General features: G+C 68.1%; 15 protein-coding genes. 6 read left to right on the top strand and 9 right to left on the bottom strand.

Annotation, left to right across the window (positions count from 1 at the left end):
* Window positions 1-64 precede the first annotated feature (64 nt).
* From paaA to pcaF, 3 genes are all read right to left on the bottom strand, one after another.
* The gene (gene paaA / locus FRZ32_RS13550; protein ID WP_147044007.1) at window positions 65-1,045 is read right to left on the bottom strand and encodes a 1,2-phenylacetyl-CoA epoxidase subunit PaaA; all 981 of its coding nucleotides are present in this window, start codon (window positions 1,043-1,045) and stop codon (window positions 65-67) included.
* A gap of 73 nt (window positions 1,046-1,118) precedes the next feature.
* Complete coding sequence (locus FRZ32_RS15355; RefSeq protein ID WP_158635938.1) at window positions 1,119-1,271, bottom strand: hypothetical protein; 153 nt, start codon at window positions 1,269-1,271, stop codon at window positions 1,119-1,121.
* A 297-nt stretch (window positions 1,272-1,568) separates the two neighbouring features.
* Window positions 1,569-2,771, bottom strand: coding sequence for a 3-oxoadipyl-CoA thiolase (pcaF, locus tag FRZ32_RS13545; RefSeq protein WP_147044006.1), 1,203 nt, complete (start codon window positions 2,769-2,771; stop codon window positions 1,569-1,571).
* A gap of 71 nt (window positions 2,772-2,842) precedes the next feature.
* Here pcaF and paaG point away from each other — a divergent pair, with 71 nt between their 5' ends.
* Window positions 2,843-3,622, top strand: a complete 780-nt coding sequence (paaG, locus tag FRZ32_RS13540) for a 2-(1,2-epoxy-1,2-dihydrophenyl)acetyl-CoA isomerase PaaG (protein WP_147044005.1) — start codon at window positions 2,843-2,845, stop codon at window positions 3,620-3,622.
* 45 nt (window positions 3,623-3,667) lie between these two features.
* The gene (paaZ, locus tag FRZ32_RS13535; protein WP_147044004.1) at window positions 3,668-5,686 is read left to right on the top strand and encodes a phenylacetic acid degradation bifunctional protein PaaZ; all 2,019 of its coding nucleotides are present in this window, start codon (window positions 3,668-3,670) and stop codon (window positions 5,684-5,686) included.
* 17 nt (window positions 5,687-5,703) lie between these two features.
* Here paaZ and FRZ32_RS13530 read toward each other — a convergent pair whose 3' ends face one another.
* The 5 genes from FRZ32_RS13530 to tpiA all read right to left on the bottom strand — a co-directional run bounded on the left by FRZ32_RS13530 (window position 5,704) and on the right by tpiA (window position 10,843).
* Window positions 5,704-7,284, bottom strand: coding sequence for an MFS transporter (locus FRZ32_RS13530; protein WP_243445302.1), 1,581 nt, complete (start codon window positions 7,282-7,284; stop codon window positions 5,704-5,706).
* Between the two features lie 93 nt (window positions 7,285-7,377).
* A complete protein-coding gene (locus FRZ32_RS13525; RefSeq protein ID WP_147044003.1) occupies window positions 7,378-7,839 on the bottom strand; it encodes a DUF3833 family protein in 462 nt (153 codons plus the stop codon).
* A 61-nt stretch (window positions 7,840-7,900) separates the two neighbouring features.
* Window positions 7,901-9,535 carry a CTP synthase gene (locus tag FRZ32_RS13520; protein ID WP_147044002.1) on the bottom strand — a complete coding sequence of 545 codons (1,635 nt, stop codon included), beginning with the start codon at window positions 9,533-9,535 and terminating at the stop codon, window positions 7,901-7,903.
* A 92-nt stretch (window positions 9,536-9,627) separates the two neighbouring features.
* Window positions 9,628-10,029 carry a preprotein translocase subunit SecG gene (gene secG, locus FRZ32_RS13515; RefSeq protein ID WP_147044490.1) on the bottom strand — a complete coding sequence of 134 codons (402 nt, stop codon included), beginning with the start codon at window positions 10,027-10,029 and terminating at the stop codon, window positions 9,628-9,630.
* A gap of 64 nt (window positions 10,030-10,093) precedes the next feature.
* Window positions 10,094-10,843, bottom strand: coding sequence for a triose-phosphate isomerase (gene tpiA, locus FRZ32_RS13510; RefSeq protein ID WP_147044001.1), 750 nt, complete (start codon window positions 10,841-10,843; stop codon window positions 10,094-10,096).
* Window positions 10,844-10,967: 124 nt separating this feature from the next.
* Between tpiA and FRZ32_RS13505 the strand changes: the two genes are divergently transcribed.
* The 4 genes from FRZ32_RS13505 (at window position 10,968) to FRZ32_RS13490 (ending at window position 14,601) form a co-directional block, all read left to right on the top strand.
* Complete coding sequence (locus tag FRZ32_RS13505) at window positions 10,968-12,929, top strand: peptidyl-prolyl cis-trans isomerase (protein ID WP_158635937.1); 1,962 nt, start codon at window positions 10,968-10,970, stop codon at window positions 12,927-12,929.
* Window positions 12,926-13,507 carry an anthranilate synthase component II gene (locus FRZ32_RS13500; protein ID WP_147043999.1) on the top strand — a complete coding sequence of 194 codons (582 nt, stop codon included), beginning with the start codon at window positions 12,926-12,928 and terminating at the stop codon, window positions 13,505-13,507. The genes FRZ32_RS13505 and FRZ32_RS13500 overlap by 4 nt, the downstream gene beginning before the upstream one ends.
* A 99-nt stretch (window positions 13,508-13,606) precedes the next feature.
* The gene (gene lexA, locus FRZ32_RS13495) at window positions 13,607-14,257 is read left to right on the top strand and encodes a transcriptional repressor LexA (RefSeq protein WP_147043998.1); all 651 of its coding nucleotides are present in this window, start codon (window positions 13,607-13,609) and stop codon (window positions 14,255-14,257) included.
* 2 nt (window positions 14,258-14,259) lie between these two features.
* On the top strand, window positions 14,260-14,601 hold the full coding sequence (locus FRZ32_RS13490) for a VOC family protein (RefSeq protein ID WP_147043997.1): 342 nt from the start codon (window positions 14,260-14,262) through the stop codon (window positions 14,599-14,601).
* 14 nt (window positions 14,602-14,615) lie between these two features.
* On the opposite strand, the gene FRZ32_RS13485 is transcribed toward FRZ32_RS13490, so the two are convergent.
* On the bottom strand, window positions 14,616-16,736 hold the full coding sequence (locus FRZ32_RS13485; RefSeq protein ID WP_243445301.1) for a ComEC/Rec2 family competence protein: 2,121 nt from the start codon (window positions 16,734-16,736) through the stop codon (window positions 14,616-14,618).
* Window positions 16,737-16,802: the final 66 nt, after the last annotated feature.

The following is a 16,802-nucleotide window of genomic DNA, read 5'->3' as shown; positions in this document are numbered from 1 at the left end:
CCGAACAGGCACCAGCCGCCGCGTTGGATTGCTTCGCTACGCTCGCAATGACGAAGAACGGCTGTCACGCCGCCCGCCTTGCCGCATGCTTCTCCGCATAAGCGGCGGCGGCCTCGCGAACCCAGGCGCCCTCTTCCCATGCCTCGCGGCGGGCCTTCATCCGCTCCTTCGCGACCGGCCCCTCGCCGCGCACGACCGCGTAGAATTCCTCCCAGTCGACCGGCCCGAAATCATAGCCGCCCTTGTCCTCGTTCCACCTGAGCTCGGGGTCCGGCACGGAAAGGCCGATCGCGTCCGCCTGCGGCACGGTGATGTCGACGAATTTCTGGCGAAGTTCGTCATTGGTGTCGCGCTTGATCCGCCAGCGCATCGACTGGGCCGTGTTCGGGCTGTTGTCGTCGGTCGGCCCGAACATCATCAAGGAGGGCCACCACCAGCGATCGAGCGCATCCTGCGCCATCCGCTTCTGTGCCGGGGTTCCGGCGGCGAGGTGCATCATGATCTCATAGCCCTGGCGCTGGTGGAAGCTCTCCTCCTTGCAGACGCGGACCATCGCGCGGGCATAGGGACCGTAGGAGGTGCGCTGCAGCGGCACCTGGTTCATGATCGCCGCGCCATCGACCAGCCAGCCGATCGCGCCGATATCCGCCCAGGTGAGCGTCGGATAGTTGAAGATGGTGCTGTACTTGGCCTTGCCCGAATGGAGCGCCTCGATCATCTCCTCGCGGCTCGTGCCCAATGTCTCGGCGGCCGAATAGAGATAGAGGCCGTGCCCCGCCTCGTCCTGCACCTTGGCGAGCAGGATCGCCTTGCGCCGCAGCGAGGGGGCGCGCGTGATCCAGTTCCCCTCCGGCAGCATCCCGACGATCTCGCTATGCGCGTGCTGGCTGATCTGCCGGGTGAGCGTCCGGCGATAGGCCTCGGGCATCCAGTCCTTCGGCTCGATAAACTCGTCCGCCGCGACCCGCGCCTCGAAGGCTGCAAGCTTGTCGGGTTCCTCGGTGGAGGCGATTTGCGCCGTCTTCTGCATCTCGGTGGTGTACATGCGCCAGCTCCTTGGACGCCTGCATAGCATTAATCGACCGATCGGTCAAAGAATAGGCGCTCCGGGACGCCTCCTACCGCCTCAGGGCGAGCGCGCATAACGGCCGATAGAGTTCCGGTCCCTGATAGGCCAGGAAGCTATCCGGCGCGACCGTCTCCGGATGGCTGAGATAGTCCTGAAGCCGCGTGATCATCTGCGGATCGATGCCGCTCCGCCAGAGGCTCATCGTGACAGCGGCCGCGCAACCGCAAAAGTCGCTGTCGGCGGATGTTCCCTCATTCTTTGCCGCACAATCGCTCCTAACGGCCTGGTCTATTCTCGACAGGGCAGGATAACGTTCGATGATACGGGCCTCATCGGCTCGAACCGACGCGACGCGGGCCCGAGCTTCCTGTGTCGATATACGCTGAGCGAGACCCGACGACGGCACGAGCGTAACGGCTAAACTCGTACCCAAGATGAGCAAGATGGATCTAATTCCGATAAAATTCATGTCTCTTCCCCCCTCATCGCGCAAATTATATCACACCCGCTCGATCACCATCGCGATACCCTGCCCCACGCCGATGCACATCGTGCAGAGGGCGTAGCGGCCGCCCTTGCGGTGCAGTTCCTCGGTCGCGGTCAAAGCGAGGCGGGCGCCGGACATGCCGAGGGGGTGGCCGAGGGCGATGGCGCCGCCGTTCGGGTTGACGTGCGGCGCGTCGTCGCGAAGGCCGAGGCGGCGCATCACGGCGAGGCCCTGGGCGGCGAAGGCTTCGTTGAGCTCGATGACGTCGATCTGGTCAACGCCGAGGCCGAGGCGGGCGAGCAGCTTTTCGCTCGCCGGTGCGGGGCCGATGCCCATGATGCGGGGCGGCACGCCGGCGACGGCGGCGCCGAGGATGCGGGCGCGGGGCGTCAGGCCGTTGGCCTTCGCGGCTTCCTCCGAGGCGATGAGCAAGGCCGCGGCGCCGTCATTGACTCCCGAGGCGTTGCCGGCGGTGACGGTGCCGCCTTCCTTCACGATCGGCTTCAGCTTCGCCAGCGCCTCGGCGCTGGTCTCGCGCGGATGCTCGTCGCGGTCGACGATGATGGGGTCGCCCTTGCGCTGGGGGATCGAAACCGGCGCGATCTCCGCGGCGAGGCGGCCATTGCCTTGCGCGGCGGCGGCGCGGCGCTGGCTCTCGGCCGCGAAAGCGTCCTGATCCTCGCGGCTTATACCGAATTCCTCGGCCACATTCTCGGCCGTCTCGGGCATCGAATCGACGCCGAACTGCGCCTTCATCAGCTTGTTGACGAAGCGCCAGCCGATCGTCGTGTCGTACATCTCCGCCTTGCGATCGAAGGCGCTGGTCGCCTTGGCGACGACGAAGGGGGCGCGGCTCATGCTCTCGACGCCGCCGGCGACGATCAGGCCGCCCTCCCCGCTGCGGATCGTCCGCGCCGCCATCGCGACCGCATCGAGGCCGGAGCCGCAGAGCCGGTTCAGCGTCACGCCGCCCGCCGTCTCCGGCAGCCCGGCGAGCAGCCCCGCCATGCGCGCGACGTTGCGATTGTCCTCGCCCGCCTGGTTGGCGCAGCCGTAGATCACATCCTCGAGCGCACCCCAGTCGACGCCTGGATTGCGTTCGATCAGCGCCCTGATCGGGTGCGCGGCGAGATCGTCGGCACGGACCGACGAGAGGCTGCCGCCATAGCGTCCGATCGGGGTCCGGATCGCATCGCAGATATAGGCTTGGGTCATCAGCAGTCTCCAACCCATCCGCTCGGGACGAAGAGGTTTGTAATGGGACGATGGCGGGTTAGGAGGAAGCCATGACCTATGAGACCATCGACTTCAAGGTGGAGGCCGGCGTCGCGCGCCTGACGCTGAACCGGCCGGATCGGCTCAACAGCTTCACCGTGCGGATGCACGAGGAGGTCGCCGCGGCGCTGGAGAGCCTCGATGAGGCGCGCTGCCTGATCCTCACGGGCGCGGGGCGCGGCTTCTGCGCGGGGCAGGATCTGGGCGACCGCGCCGTCGCCCCCGGCGAGGCGGTCGATCTCGGCCATTCGGTGGAGACCTATTACAATCCGCTGATCCGCCGGCTCGTGTCGCTGCCGATGCCGGTGATCGCGCGCGTGAACGGGGTCGCGGCCGGTGCCGGGGCGAACATCGCGCTGGCCTGCGACATCGTGATCGCGGCGAAGAGCGCGAAGTTCATCCAGAGCTTCGCGGCGATCGGCCTCATTCCGGACAGCGGCGGCACCTGGGTCCTCCCGCGCCTTGTCGGCCAGGCGCGGGCGCTCGGCCTGGCGCTGACCGGCGAGCCGATCGAGGCCGATCGCGCCGCGGCCTGGGGCCTGATCTGGAAGGCGGTGGCGGACGAGGCGCTCGATGCCGAGGTGGATTCGCTCGCCGCGCGCTTCGCCGCCGGCCCGACGCGCGGGCTCGCGAAGATCAAGGCGATGATCCGGGCGAGCTGGGGCCAGAGCCTCGATGCCGAGCTCGATCGCCAGCGCGATGCGATGCGCGAGCTGGGGTTCAGCGACGATTATCGCGAGGGCGTGGCCGCGTTCATGGAAAAAAGAACGCCGAATTTCACGGGTAAATAGCCCGTGCACAGCTCAACCCCCCGGCCTTTTTGTTAGGGTGACAAGATGAAGACGCTGAAGCTGCTCAATTATGCCGCCGACCAATGGGTCTCCGGCACGGGCGACCTTGAAGAGGTGCGCAGCGCGGTGACCGGTGCGGTGGTCGCCGAGACGGGCGCAAGCGGGCTCGATTATGCGGCGATGCTCGATCACGCCCGCAAGGTCGGCGGCCCGGCGCTTCGCAAGCTCACCTTCCATGAGCGCGCGCTGATGCTGAAGGCGCTCGGCAATGCGATCATGGCGCGCAAGGAGGAGCTGTACGAGCTCAGCTACGAAAGCGGCGCGACGCGCAGCGACAGCTGGATCGACATCGAGGGCGGCGCCGGAACCCTTTTCTCCTTCTCCTCCAAGGGCCGGCGCGAGCTGCCCAACGGCCGGGTGCTGATCGACGGGGCGATGGAGCCATTGTCGAAGGGCGGCACCTTCGTTGGCCAGCACGTCTTCACCCCGCTCCAGGGCGTCGCGATCCATATCAACGCGTTCAATTTCCCGGTCTGGGGAATGCTCGAAAAGCTCGCCCCGACCCTGCTCGCGGGCATGCCGGCGATCGTGAAGCCAGCGAGCCAGACCGCCTATCTGACCGAAGCGGCATTCCGGATCATGATCGATGCGGGGGTGCTCCCGCCCGGCACGGTGCAGCTGCTCGTCGGCATTCCGGGCGATCTGCTCGATCCGCTGACCTGCCAGGACGTGGTGAGCTTCACCGGATCGGCGGCGACGGCGATGAAGCTGCAATCGCACCCGGTCATCGGCCGCGAGAGCGTTCGCTTCGTCGCCGAGCGCGACAGCCTGAACGCCTCGATCCTCGGGCCGGACGCCGGGCCCGGCACGCCGGAATTCGACCTCTTCGTCAAGGAAGTGGCGCGCGAGATGACCGCCAAGGCGGGGCAGAAATGCACCGCCATCCGCCGCGCGATGGCGCCGGCCGAGCATCTCGATGCGCTCGAGGCGGCGCTGGCCGAACGGCTGGCGAAGGTCCGCATCGGCAATCCTCGCGACGAAGGCGTGCAGATGGGCGCGCTCGCCAGCCTCGCCCAGCGCGACGCGGTGCGTGCGGCGGTAGCGGAGCTCGCGAAATCGGCGCGGATCGTCGCCGGCGATCCCGGCGCCGCGCCCGTGCCCGGCGGCGGCGCCTTCATTTCGCCGATCCTGCTCCGCGCCGACGATCCGTGGGGATCGGCGGCGGTGCACGATGTCGAGGCGTTCGGGCCGGTCTCCACGATCATGCCCTATCGCGATCTCGACGACGCGATCGCGCTCGCCAATCGTGGCATGGGAAGCCTCGCGCTCTCGCTCTTCACCTTCGATCGCGCGGTGGCGCGCGAGTTCGTCCTCGGCGCCGGCGCCTATCACGGCCGGATGGTGATCCTCGATCGAACGAGCGCGAAGGAATCGACCGGCCACGGCTCCCCCCTTCCCGTCCTCGTCCACGGCGGGCCCGGCCGGGCCGGCGGCGGCGAGGAGATGGGCGGGGTGCGCGGCGTGAAGCATTATATGCAGCGCACCGCGCTCCAGGGATCGCCGGACATGCTCTCGGCGGTGATCGGGCAATGGCTGCCGGGGGCGGAGAAGAAGACCGGCGACGTCCACCCCTTCCGGCTGCGCATCTCGGAGCTGGAGATCGGCTATACGCTCAAGACCGCGAGCCGGACGGTCAGCCTCGAGGAGATCGAGCATTTCGCCCATTTCACCGGCGACACTTTCTACGCCCATATGGACGAGGCGGCGGCGAAGGCGAACCCGATCTTCGACGGCCGGGTCGCCCACGGCTATCTGATCCTCTCCTTCGCCGCCGGCCTGTTCGTCGATCCGGCGCCGGGCCCGGTGCTCGCCAATTACGGGCTCGAGAATCTGCGCTTCCTGACCCCCCTCTATCCCGGCGATTCGATGCGGGTGGAGCTGACCGTGAAGTCCAAGAGCGTTCGCAACGAGGAGATGGGCGAGGTTCGCTGGGCCGTGCAGGTGTTCAACCAGAAGGACGAGCTCGCCGCGACCTACGACCTTTTGACCATGAACATGCCCTAGGCATCGCTCGGGCGCGGCTAAAGCGCGGCGCCGGAACCGAGCATGGCCTCGTCGAGATCGCGCAGATCCCGCCCGCGTGTTTCCTGGCCGAAACGAAGGATGAGGATGAGTGCCAGCAGGGTCGGCGCGGCGATCAGCGCGGCGCTGACGCCGAGCGCTGGGACGAGGCCGAGAATGGCGAGGAACTGCGCCAGGACGCCACCCGCCTTGGTGCAGGCCGCGACCCAGCCCGTCGCACGGCCGCGAACCCGCAGCGGAAAGCTTTCGGCGGCATAGGGAAGGAGCATCGCGACAAGGCCGTTGGTGCCGACGATCAGCAAGGCGATCGGAAGCACCGGATTGCCATGCCCCCGGACGTCCAGCGCAATCACCCAGGCCAGTCCGACGATGGTGACAGCGACCGATCCGAGCACCGCGCGCTTCGTGCTCCACTGGCTGTAGAGCCAGGCCGCGAGGAAGACGGTCGGAAAGGCGATGAGCGAGGATTCGGCGAGCAGGCGGCTCGACACCTCCATGGAATAACCCTTCGCAACGAGATCGGCGGGGAGCCAGAGCAGCAGGCCGAAGTTGACCAGGCCCCAGCACAGAGCCGCGAGGCTGAGGGCGGCGAGCTTGGCAAGCAGGCCGAAGCCGGTCAGGGGCGCCTTCCTCGCGGTCTGGCTCTCGGTCCTTGCCGGCCCGGCCGCGCGCATCCGTGCGCCGAAGCGCGCCATCACCGCGCGCGCCTCGCCATCCCGGCCGTGCGCGATCAGGAATTTTGCCGATTCCGGGATGAACCGGCCGAGCAGGACCAGCGAGAGCCCGGTCGGGAGATTGAGCAGCCACAGGATCCGCCAGCCGAAAAAGGGCTGGAGCAGCGCCGAAAGGCCGCTCGCCGCGAAATAGCCGCCGACCGCGCCGAGTCCGCCGACGAGAACGAGGCTCCAGCCGCGGTGACGGTTCGGCATCATTTCAGCGAGAAGGGCATAGGTGACAGGGAGCATCCCGCCGGCAGCGGCCCCCATCATGAAGCACATGCCGATATTCCAGGCGAGGCTCGGCATCGCGCCGCAGATCGAGGTGCCGACGAACATCACCGCCGAAAGAAGGATCGACGCCTTGCGCCCGTAAATGTCGGCGATCACGCCCCAGATCACCGAGCCACAGACGGTGCCGACCAGCGCGAAGAAGGGCACGAGCGCCGCCCGCTCTCGCGGCACGCCATATTCGTGGACCATGCCCGGAATGGTGAAGCCGAGGGAGGCCGGCTTCATCACGTCGATGATCAGCGCGACGACCAGTACCGCCATCAGGCCCCAATGGGCGGAGGAAAGCGGCGCATCCTCCGGCGCCGTGATCTCGATGGCGCGCGCCGTCTCCACCGATCTCGAAATATCGCGGGGGAGCAGGCCGTAGGCGGCGACGAAGCAACCGCCGATGATCAGTCCCATGCCGGCCAGCATGTCGCCGCCCATCGGCATCCCGGCCAGCATGAAGTGGTTCATCCGCCCCATCCAGAACATGGGCAGGTGGAGCAGGACGCCGACGGTCACCGCGGCGACGCCAAGGGCGAACGCCCAGACGCCGCGACGATCCGCGAAGGTGGCGGCGGATCTCAAGCTTGCACCCAATCTGTCATCGTGCCGCCCCGGTGGATTTGCGCGATGTTAGCGCAAACAATGGCGCGATCCAGCGGATAAAGAAGGCCGCGTTCAATCGACGCGGCGGATCGTTTCCTCCATCGTCGCGACGACGATGCCAAAGCGGCGGAAGATCATGCGGTTGTGCGCGATCCGCCCGCCCGGCTGGATCGTCACCTGCTGCTCGACCGTGGGCCCCTCGATGCTCCGATAGCGGATGTCGAGCCGGTTTCCGCGGATCTCGCCCTGGATGGGGCCGCGGGCGTCGCTGATCGTTCCGCCGATTCGGCCGGGGCCGTCACGGACGATTCGCCAGGTCCGATGGCGTGGCGCCTTGCCCTCCTCGTCGACGGTCTGATCGAGCCGCAACGCGCCGTCCGCCTCAAGCCGCCCGCGGCTGCGCACCCGCACGCCATGGTGACCGGAGAGGATGATCCGCACCGTCCCCTCGCCCTCGGTCCGGCCGATGAAGAAAGACTCCGGTCCGCTCGCCGGCGACATCGCTTGCAGCAGCAGCAGGGCGACGAGCGACATGAACACAGGCGGCGACTCGCCCCGGAGGATGGTGGCGCAACGATGGAGACCCGGCGCGGGTTCAGACGAGCCGCGACTGTTTTACCGCCGCTTCGATGAAGCTCGCAAAGAGCGGGTGCGGCGCGAACGGCTTGGACTTCAGCTCAGGGTGGAACTGGACACCGATGAACCAGGGATGGTCCGCACGCTCGACGATCTCCGGCAGCTCGCCATCGGGGCTCATCCCCGAGAAGATCAGGCCGCCTTTCTCGAGCGCGTCACGATAGTGGATATTGACCTCATAACGGTGCCGGTGACGCTCGAAGATCCGGTCGCTGCCGTAGATGGACCGCACCGCGCTGTTCCCGGCCAGCGTCGCCTCATAGGCGCCGAGACGCATCGTCCCGCCGAGATCGCCGCCCTCGGCCCGCTTCTGAAGCCCCTCGTCGCTCATCCATTCGGTGATCAGGCCGATCACGGGTTCCGCCTGGGCGCCGAATTCGGAGGAGCCGGCGCCGGCGATCCCGGCCGTGTTCCGCGCCCCTTCGATACAGGCCATCTGCATGCCCAGGCAGATGCCGAAGAATGGCACCTTGCGTTCCCGCGCAAAGCGGACGGAGGCGATCTTGCCTTCTGATCCGCGCTCGCCGAAGCCGCCCGGGACGAGGATTCCGTGCATCGGTTCAAGCGCGCCCGCGATCTCCGATCCCGGATGTTCGAACAGTTCCGCATCGAGCCACTGGATGTTGACCTTCACCCGATTGGCGAGGCCGCCGTGGATCAGCGCTTCGGTCAGGCTCTTATAGGCATCCGGCAGGCCGACATATTTGCCGACCACCCCGATCGTGACCTCGCCTTCCGGGTTGAACAGGCGATCGAGCACGTCGTCCCACCGGCGCATGTCGGGCGCTGGGGCGGCGAGGCCGAGCGCATGGAGCACTTCGGTGTCCAGCCCCGCCTCGTGATATTGCTGCGGGACCGCGTAGATGCTCTTCGCATCGAGCGCGGGAATGACGGCTTCCGTGCGGACATTGCAGAACAGCGCGATCTTCGCGCGGTCGCTGTCGGGCAGCGGATGTTCGGTCCGGCACACGATGATCTCGGGCTGTATGCCGAGGCTGGTCAGCTCGCGCACGCTGTGCTGCGTCGGCTTGGTCTTGAGCTCGCCGGCCGCGGCGATGAAGGGCACCAGCGTCGTGTGGATCGAGAGCGTTCGATCCCTGCCCTCCTCGTTGCGGAACTGACGGATCGCCTCGATGAAGGGGAGCGATTCGATGTCGCCCACGGTGCCGCCGACCTCGCAGATCAGGAAATCGAGATCGGGGTCCAGATCGGCCCGGATGAAATCCTTGATCGCATTGGTGACGTGCGGAATCACCTGGACGGTCGCGCCGAGATAGTCGCCGCGCCGCTCGCGGCTGATGATGCCCTGATAGATGCGGCCCGACGTGGCGTTGTCGCTCTGTCGCGCCGGAACGCCGGTGAACCGCTCGTAATGACCGAGATCGAGATCGGCCTCGGCGCCGTCGTCGGTTACATAGACCTCGCCGTGCTGATAGGGCGACATCGTGCCCGGATCGACGTTGAGATAGGGATCGAGCTTGCGAAGGCGCACCTTGTAGCCGCGCGCCTGGAGCAAGGCGGCGAGCGATGCCGCCATCAGGCCCTTGCCAAGCGATGAGACCACGCCGCCGGTGATGAAGATGAACCGCGTCATGGGAGTCGAGCCTTAAGAGGACGCGACGGATTCGGGCAAGCGCCGATGCGGGATTTATTTTCCCCGCATCGCCGCCGCGATCACCGATCCGCTTATTGCGCCAGCGGGACCCCGCCGGACTGGTTGCCGGTCGTGACGGGCGCCGGCGTCGGCGCGGTGGCGGGCGCCGTCGCCCCCGGAGCCGGCGCGCCCGGCGTCGGGCCGAGATTGATCGACCGCGAGGGCGACGACGGATTGGGCTGGGCGAGCGAGGCGTCGATCCGGCTGCCGCGATTGGTATTGGCGGCCAGCGCCGCGAGAAGGATCGATAGGATGACGAAGATCGTCGCGCTGATCGATGTCGTGCGGGTCAGGAAGTCGGCGGCGCCGCGCGCCGTCATCAGGCCCGAGGGGCTTCCGCCGGTGAGGCCGCCACCTTCGCTGCGCTGCATCAGGATGACGGTGATCATCACGAGGGCGACCAGCGCCTGGATGACGAGAATGAAGGTGAACAGGCCGGACATCGAGCTCTTTCGGAAAAACGGGTCGCCGGCGATCTAGTCGATCGCCTTCAGGGATTCAACTCGCCGCGGCGGCCTCGATGATCGGCACGAACTGCGCCGCCGTGAGGCTTGCTCCGCCGACCAGCGCGCCATCAACGTTGGCGACCCCGAAGATCGCCGCCGCATTGTCGGCCTTCACCGATCCCCCATAGAGGATGCGGATGCGGTCCCCGAGATCGCCGAAACGCTGGACCAGGGCGGCGCGGATCGCCCCGTGCATCTCGCCGATGTCGGCGGGCGTGGCGACCTTGCCGGTGCCGATCGCCCAGATCGGTTCATAGGCGACGACAAGCTCACCCTCCTCCCACGAATCGGGAAGGGAGCCGGCGAGCTGGCGTTCGACGACAGCGACATGGCCGCGCGCTGCGCGATCGCCCTCGCTCTCGCCCACGCAGACGATGGCCGTGAGGCCGTGGCGAAGCGCCGTTTCCGCCTTGGCGCGGACATCCGCGTCGGATTCATGCTGGTCCGCGCGCCGCTCGGAATGGCCGACGATGACGAGGCGGGCGCCCGCTTCCTTCGCCATCGACGCGGAGACGCAGCCGGTATGGGCGCCGCTTTCGGCGGCATGGCAATCCTGCGCTCCGATGACGAGACCACCCGATCGCGTCACCGCCGGCGCGATCAGGGTGAATGGCGGACAGATCGCGACATCGACCCCGGCGATCTCGCGCGCCGCATCGGCTGTCGCGGCGATCTCCGCCAGGGCGGCGAGATTGCCGTTCATCTTCCAGTTGCCGGCGATGAGCTTGCGGCGCAGATGCATGGTGGATCAGCTCCTTTGCGGCCGCGCCGCCTAGCAGGCGCGCTCTCCCCTGCCAAGCTTGCGGGAGAGTGGCGGCCCCTTTATGACCCCGCGAAACTCGGTCTCGTCAGGACGACATTTCCTTATGGTTTCCTCCGCCAAGCGCCGCACCCGCGCGATCCTCACCGGCATCATCCTGTTCATCTCGCTGCTGGCCATCGTCATCACTGGCTTCGGCACGGGCGGGTTCGGGAGCATCGATTCGCTGATCGCCGGCGGCGGACAGGCGACGGGCACCACGATCGCGACCGTCGACGGGCGCAAGCTGGCGGAACAGAAGCTCACCGACACGATCAACCGGCAATATAACATGGCCCGCCAGCAGCAGCCGGGCCTGACTCTCGCCGCCTTCCTCGGCAACGGCACCTATGAGCAGCTCATCAACCAGCTGATTGTCGGCATGGCGGTGCAGTCGTTCGGGACGGCGCAGGGGCTGACGGTGTCGCAGCGCATGGTCGACCGCGAGATCGTCAATATTCCCGCCTTCCGCGGCGTGACCGGGCAGTTCGACGAAAATGCGATGCGCGCCGCGCTTGCGAGCCAGAACGTGACCGAGGCCGAGCTGCGCGAGGATATCGCCCAGCAGCTGATGCAGCGGCAGCTGCTCGGCCCGATCGCGCTCACCGCGCGGGTGCCCGAGGGCGTCGCTCGCGAATATGCCAATCTCCTGCTCGAACGGCGGGTCGGCTCGATCGGCGTGGTCCCGGCGCAGCTGCTCGTCGCCGGAATCCATCCGACCGAAGCCCAGATCCAGGCCTTTTACCGGGGCCATCGCGACCGCTTCGTCATTCCCGAACGGCGGGTGATCCAATATGCCGTGATCGGTCGTGACCAGATCGCCGCGCAGACCCAGGCCACCGACGCCGAAATCCAGGCCTATTATCGCAGCCATGCCGCCACTTATGCGGCGCACGAGACGCGCAACCTCCAGTCGGTCGTGCTCCCGACCCAGGCGGCGGCCCAGGCCTTCGCGCAGCGCGTCCGCGGCGGCACCAGCTTCGCCGAGGCGGCCCGCGGCGCGGGCTTCGCCGCCAGCGACATCACCTTCAACGGCCAGACCGCGCAGCAGTTCGCGACCGCGACGTCCGCTCAGGTCTCCCAGGCCGCGTTCGCCGCGGCTCAGGGCGGCGTCGTCGGGCCGATCCGCAGCCCGTTCGGATTCCATGTCGTTCGCGTCGATTCGATCCAGCGCTCCGCCGCGCGGCCCATCGAGAGCGTCCGCGCCGAGATCGCATCCGCCATCGCCCAGCAGAAGGCGAACGACGCCTTCACCGCGATCATCAACCGGATCCAGGACCGGATTTCGGACGGAGCCAATCTGAACGAGATCGCGCAGGCCGAGCATCTGCAACTCGTGACGACCCCGCCGCTGACCCAGGCGGGCCAGTCGCCGGACCAGCCGTTCACCGCGCCGGCCGAGCTCCAGCCGCTGCTCCAGCCCGCCTTCGAGATCGACGCCGAGCATCCGGAGCCGGTGATCCAGCCGATCACCGAGAATGAACGTTATGCGCTGCTCGGCATCGAGCGTGCGATCCCCGCCGCGCCACCGCCGCTCGCCCAGATCCACGATCGCGTTCGGGACGCCGCGGCCCAGGACATGGCGCTCCAGCGCTCGCGTCAGATCGCCCAGCAGATTGCCGACGCGATCAACCGCGGCACCGCCCCGGCCCAGGCCTTCGCCCAGGCGCAGCCGGCGATGCCGGCGCCCCGGCCGATCGACATGCGCCGCGCCGATCTGTCACGCGGCGGCCAGCAGATCGCGCCGCCGCTCCTTGCTTTGTTCAGTCTCCCCGAGCGCCGCGCCCAGCTGGTCCCGGCGCCGAACAATGCCGGCTGGTACGTCGTCTATCACCAGCAGCGCACGCCTGGCGACGCAAGCGGCCATCCCGAGATGATCACCGCGACGCGCGCCGAATTCTCGCGGAGCGCGTCCGAGGAGCTCGCCGACCAGTTCGCCCGGGCCATCCAGATGCAGAGCCGGATCAACCGCAACGACCAGGAGATCGCGGCGGTGAAGGCGCGGCTGATCGGCAGCGCGACGGAGTGACCCGATCGATCCTCGTCATCGACAATTACGACAGCTTTACCTGGAACATCGTCCATTATCTGAAGGAGATCGGGGCCGAAGTGCGCGTCGTGCGCAATGACTCCCTGACCCCTGCGGAGACGCTCGCGGCCGGCGACGACGGCATCCTGATCTCCCCCGGGCCCGGCGCGCCGGATGCGGCCGGCATTTCCATCGAACTCGTCCATGCCTGCGCCACGGCACGGCGGCCCTTGCTCGGCATCTGCCTTGGTCTTCAGGCGATTGCCGCGGCGTTCGGCGGACGGATCGAACATGCGCCGGTGCCGATGCACGGCAAGTCATCCGCCATCCATCACGATGGACAGGGCCTGTTCGCCGGCCTCCCCACGCCATTCATGGCGGCGCGCTATCACTCGCTCGTCGTCGGGCGGGCAAGCCTTCCGGCCGCCCTGACGATCAATGCGAAGGCCTCGGACGGGACCATCCAGGGCCTTCGGCACCGCGACCTGCCGCTCCACGGCGTCCAGTTCCACCCCGAAAGCATCGCGAGCGCGCACGGCCACGCGCTGCTGCGGAATTTCCTGGAAAGGCCCTGCTAGGGAGGGCGTCGGGCAAGGACGGCCCGGAGCGCGCACATGCTTGACAGCGCCCGTAACGTTCCATACACGTTCCGCAGATGTTCCATCGGGAGGGACCGGATGCTGACGCGAAAGCAACAGGAACTGCTGCTCTACATCGACGAACGCCTCCATCAGAGCGGCGTGTCCCCCTCGTTCGAGGAGATGAAGGAGGCGCTGGACCTCAAGTCGAAGAGTGGCGTCCACCGGCTGATCTCGGCACTTGAGGAGCGCGGCTTCATCCGGCGCCTGCCCAATCGGGCGCGCGCGCTCGAGGTGCTGAAGGTGCCCGAGGTGCGCGGCGCGGCCAGCGTCTCGGCTGCTCCTCCCACGCCGCCGCGCGCCGCCAATGACGTGCTCGACATCCCACTCCACGGCCGGATCGCGGCCGGCACGCCGATCGAGGCGCTGCAAGGCACGGACACCCTGCCCGTTCCGGCCGCCCTGCTCGGCCCGGGCGAACATTATGCGCTCGAGGTCGCCGGCGATTCGATGGTCGAGCTCGGCATCCTCGACGGGGATTATGCGCTGATCCGCCGCCAGGAGACGGCGCGCGACGGCGAGATCGTGGTCGCGCTGATCGACGATGCCGAGGCGACGCTCAAGACACTGCGCCACGAAGGGCGGATGATCCGCCTCGACCCGGCCAATCGCCAATATGATCCTCAGCGCTATCGGCCGGAGCAGGTCCAGATCCAGGGCCGGCTCGCGGGACTGCTGCGGCGCTATTGACTATGGCCCGTCTGAATTATGTCGAGCTGCCCGTCCGCGCGATCGGCGCGGGCAAGGTCTTCTACGAGACGGCGTTCGGCTGGACCCTGGCCGAGTTCGGGCCGACCTACGCGGCGACGGTGACCGGCGACACCGACATCGGCTTGCAGGGCGATGCCGAGGAGATGACCAAGGCGCCGTTGCCGGTCATCGATGTCGAGAATCTCGATGCTGCCCTGGAAGCCGTGACGAAGGCGGGCGGCGTGATCGTCAGGCCGATCTTCGCCTTTCCCGGTGGCCGGCGCTTCCAGTTCCTCGACCCCAATGGCAATGAGCTCGCCTGCGTCGAGGCGGATCACGGCTGATCACCCTGCGTCGCTCAGCGCGACCCGACCCATGGATGGGCGCCTTCGGCCGCTGCGACGGTCGCGACGCGCGGCGTGGCGCCAAGGGTGATCGCGAGCCCGCCCGTCTGTCGAAGCAGGGTTGCATCCGCCTTGAGCCAGCGAGGTGTGCAGCCGCGCGGCAGGCGACGATCGGCAACGACGATGTCGGCACCGGCGCAGGCCCGGACCATCTCCGCCCAGGGCAAGCGATAGCCGGACCGGGTCGCGACGATCCGCCAGCGGCGATGGCCGCGTGTCAGATCGGCCATGCATAGATCGCTGCTGCACGCAGCATTCGGTAATGTGCCGAGATCGTAATAATCGGGTTCCGCTCCGGACAACTCGGCCAGCAGGTCGCGGACATAATCGCCGGCGCGCGGCCTCAGCAGCGCGAGGCGCCCGGCATCGTCGCGAAGCACGAGGTGGCGCCCGTCGCCGGTGACGATGAGGTCGGGCGCCGGCGTCGCGACCGCCCAGATGGTGCCGGCGGCGACAACGACGAGGCCGAAGGCGCGCCAGCTTGTGCGCCACAGGCAGATCCACAGGCCGCCGGCGACGATCAGCGCGAATGCGGGGCGCGGAATCGTCGGGAGCATCGCGACCGCTCCCGGCAAACTCGCCGTCATGTGCGCCAGCCAGAGGAGCGCCGACAGCGCCTTGCCCGCGAGCCACCAGAATGGCGCGCCCATCCCGACGGCATCGAACAGCAGCGCCAGTGCCTCCAGCGGCATGATGATGAAGGTGGTGAGCGGGATCGCGATCACGTTCGCGCCGGCTCCGTACAGGCCGGTGCGATGAAAGTGAAAGAGCGCGATCGGCGCCAGCGCGGTCTCGACGACCAGGCCGGTAAGCACCAGGCCGAACAGGAAGCGGCCGAGCCGGAGGAGCCGCCCCTCGTCGCGGCGCGCGAGCAGCGCCTGGATGCGCGGATTTTCATGGAGCGCCACGATCGAGGCAATCGCGGCAAAGCTCAGCTGGAAGCTCGCGCCGACCAGCGATTCGGGCCAGAGCAGAAGCACGATCAAGGCCCCGACCGCGAGCAGCCGCAAGGTCAGCGCTTCACGTCCCAGCGCGATCCCCGCGAGGATGAGCAGCGCGGCGACGCAGGAACGGATCGTCGGCACCTCGGCGCCGGTCAGCAGCGTATAGGCGACGCCGGCGATCCCGCCGACGCCCGCCGAGATCGCGACAAGACGGAACCGGAGCGCCAAGGTCGGGCTCAGCGCCAGCAGTTTCAGCGTCAGCAACATGACCGCCCCGACCACGGCGGTGAGATGAAGGCCGCTGACCGACAGGAGGTGCGTAAGCCCGGCCCGCCGCATGGCATCGGCGTCATCGTCGGGGATCGCGCCCTGGTCGCCGGTCGCGAGCGCGGCGGCGATGGCCCCCTCTCCGCCGCCCAATCGGCCGCGGATATGCGCGGAGAGGCGCTGGCGAAGGGCCGAGAGGCCGGCATTCCAGCCGCGCCCGGCCGGCGGCGCCACGACCTCGAGATCGAGCGCGCGCCCCGATCCACCGATCTTCTGGAACCAGGCGGCGCGAGCGAAATCATAGGCGCCAGGCGCGGCCATCGGCGCGGGCGGCATCATCCAGGCGCGCGCGCGGATCGTCGCCCCGGGGACGAGGCCGGAAACCGTGCGTTCCGACGGCACGTTGAGCCGAAGACGGGCCGGGAGGCCTGGGCCGACGGGCGCGACGAGCAATCGCTCAGCGCCATCGCCCGGCAGCGCCTGGACCGATTCGACCTGTCCGGTGAAGGTCATCAGCTGTGGTCGGTCCAGCCGCGGGGCCGCGACCCGTTCCGCGCGGACCCAAACGAGCGCGCAACCGATGCCGGCGGCCAGCGCGAAGATGCCGAGCGCCCGGCTCCATCGACTGGACTCGGAAAGCGCGAAGCCGCCCGCCGCAACGGCTCCGGCGCCGAGCAGGAAGGCAATCCATCCGTCCCGACCGGGAAGCGTGAACCAGGCCGCGATGCCGACCATCAGTCCGACCGGGAGCCAAAGCGGGAACTGGTCGCGCTCGGCCTCGGCGATTTCGATCAGACGGTCCCGCACCGCGCCGATCCAGAGGGCGCGCCGGGGGGACGCAAAATCGGCGAGCGCGTCGCTCACCGGTCCCGGCTTTCGCCCGGATGACTCGCTGTGCTAGGGGCGCTTGCCTTCCGGGTCGCCATGACC

Origin of the sequence: Sphingosinicella ginsenosidimutans (assembly GCF_007995055.1) — a bacterium.
GTDB lineage: Bacteria > Pseudomonadota > Alphaproteobacteria > Sphingomonadales > Sphingomonadaceae > Allosphingosinicella > Allosphingosinicella ginsenosidimutans.
Note: the sequence above shows the minus strand (reverse complement) of the source record. Positions and strands in the feature narration are given on the sequence as shown.

Coding starts and splice junctions, on each gene's coding strand:
- FRZ32_RS13490 (WP_147043997.1), top strand. CDS start 14,260: ATGGCCCGTCTGAATTATGTCGAGCTGCCCGTCCGCGCGATCGGCGCG.
- FRZ32_RS13520 (WP_147044002.1), bottom strand. CDS start 9,535: ATGACGCGGTTCATCTTCATCACCGGCGGCGTGGTCTCATCGCTTGGC.
- paaA (WP_147044007.1), bottom strand. CDS start 1,045: ATGTACACCACCGAGATGCAGAAGACGGCGCAAATCGCCTCCACCGAG.
- FRZ32_RS13505 (WP_158635937.1), top strand. CDS start 10,968: ATGGTTTCCTCCGCCAAGCGCCGCACCCGCGCGATCCTCACCGGCATC.
- lexA (WP_147043998.1), top strand. CDS start 13,607: ATGCTGACGCGAAAGCAACAGGAACTGCTGCTCTACATCGACGAACGC.
- paaZ (WP_147044004.1), top strand. CDS start 3,668: ATGAAGACGCTGAAGCTGCTCAATTATGCCGCCGACCAATGGGTCTCC.
- paaG (WP_147044005.1), top strand. CDS start 2,843: ATGACCTATGAGACCATCGACTTCAAGGTGGAGGCCGGCGTCGCGCGC.
- pcaF (WP_147044006.1), bottom strand. CDS start 2,771: ATGACCCAAGCCTATATCTGCGATGCGATCCGGACCCCGATCGGACGC.
- FRZ32_RS13525 (WP_147044003.1), bottom strand. CDS start 7,839: ATGTCGCTCGTCGCCCTGCTGCTGCTGCAAGCGATGTCGCCGGCGAGC.
- FRZ32_RS15355 (WP_158635938.1), bottom strand. CDS start 1,271: ATGAGCCTCTGGCGGAGCGGCATCGATCCGCAGATGATCACGCGGCTT.
- tpiA (WP_147044001.1), bottom strand. CDS start 10,843: ATGCATCTGCGCCGCAAGCTCATCGCCGGCAACTGGAAGATGAACGGC.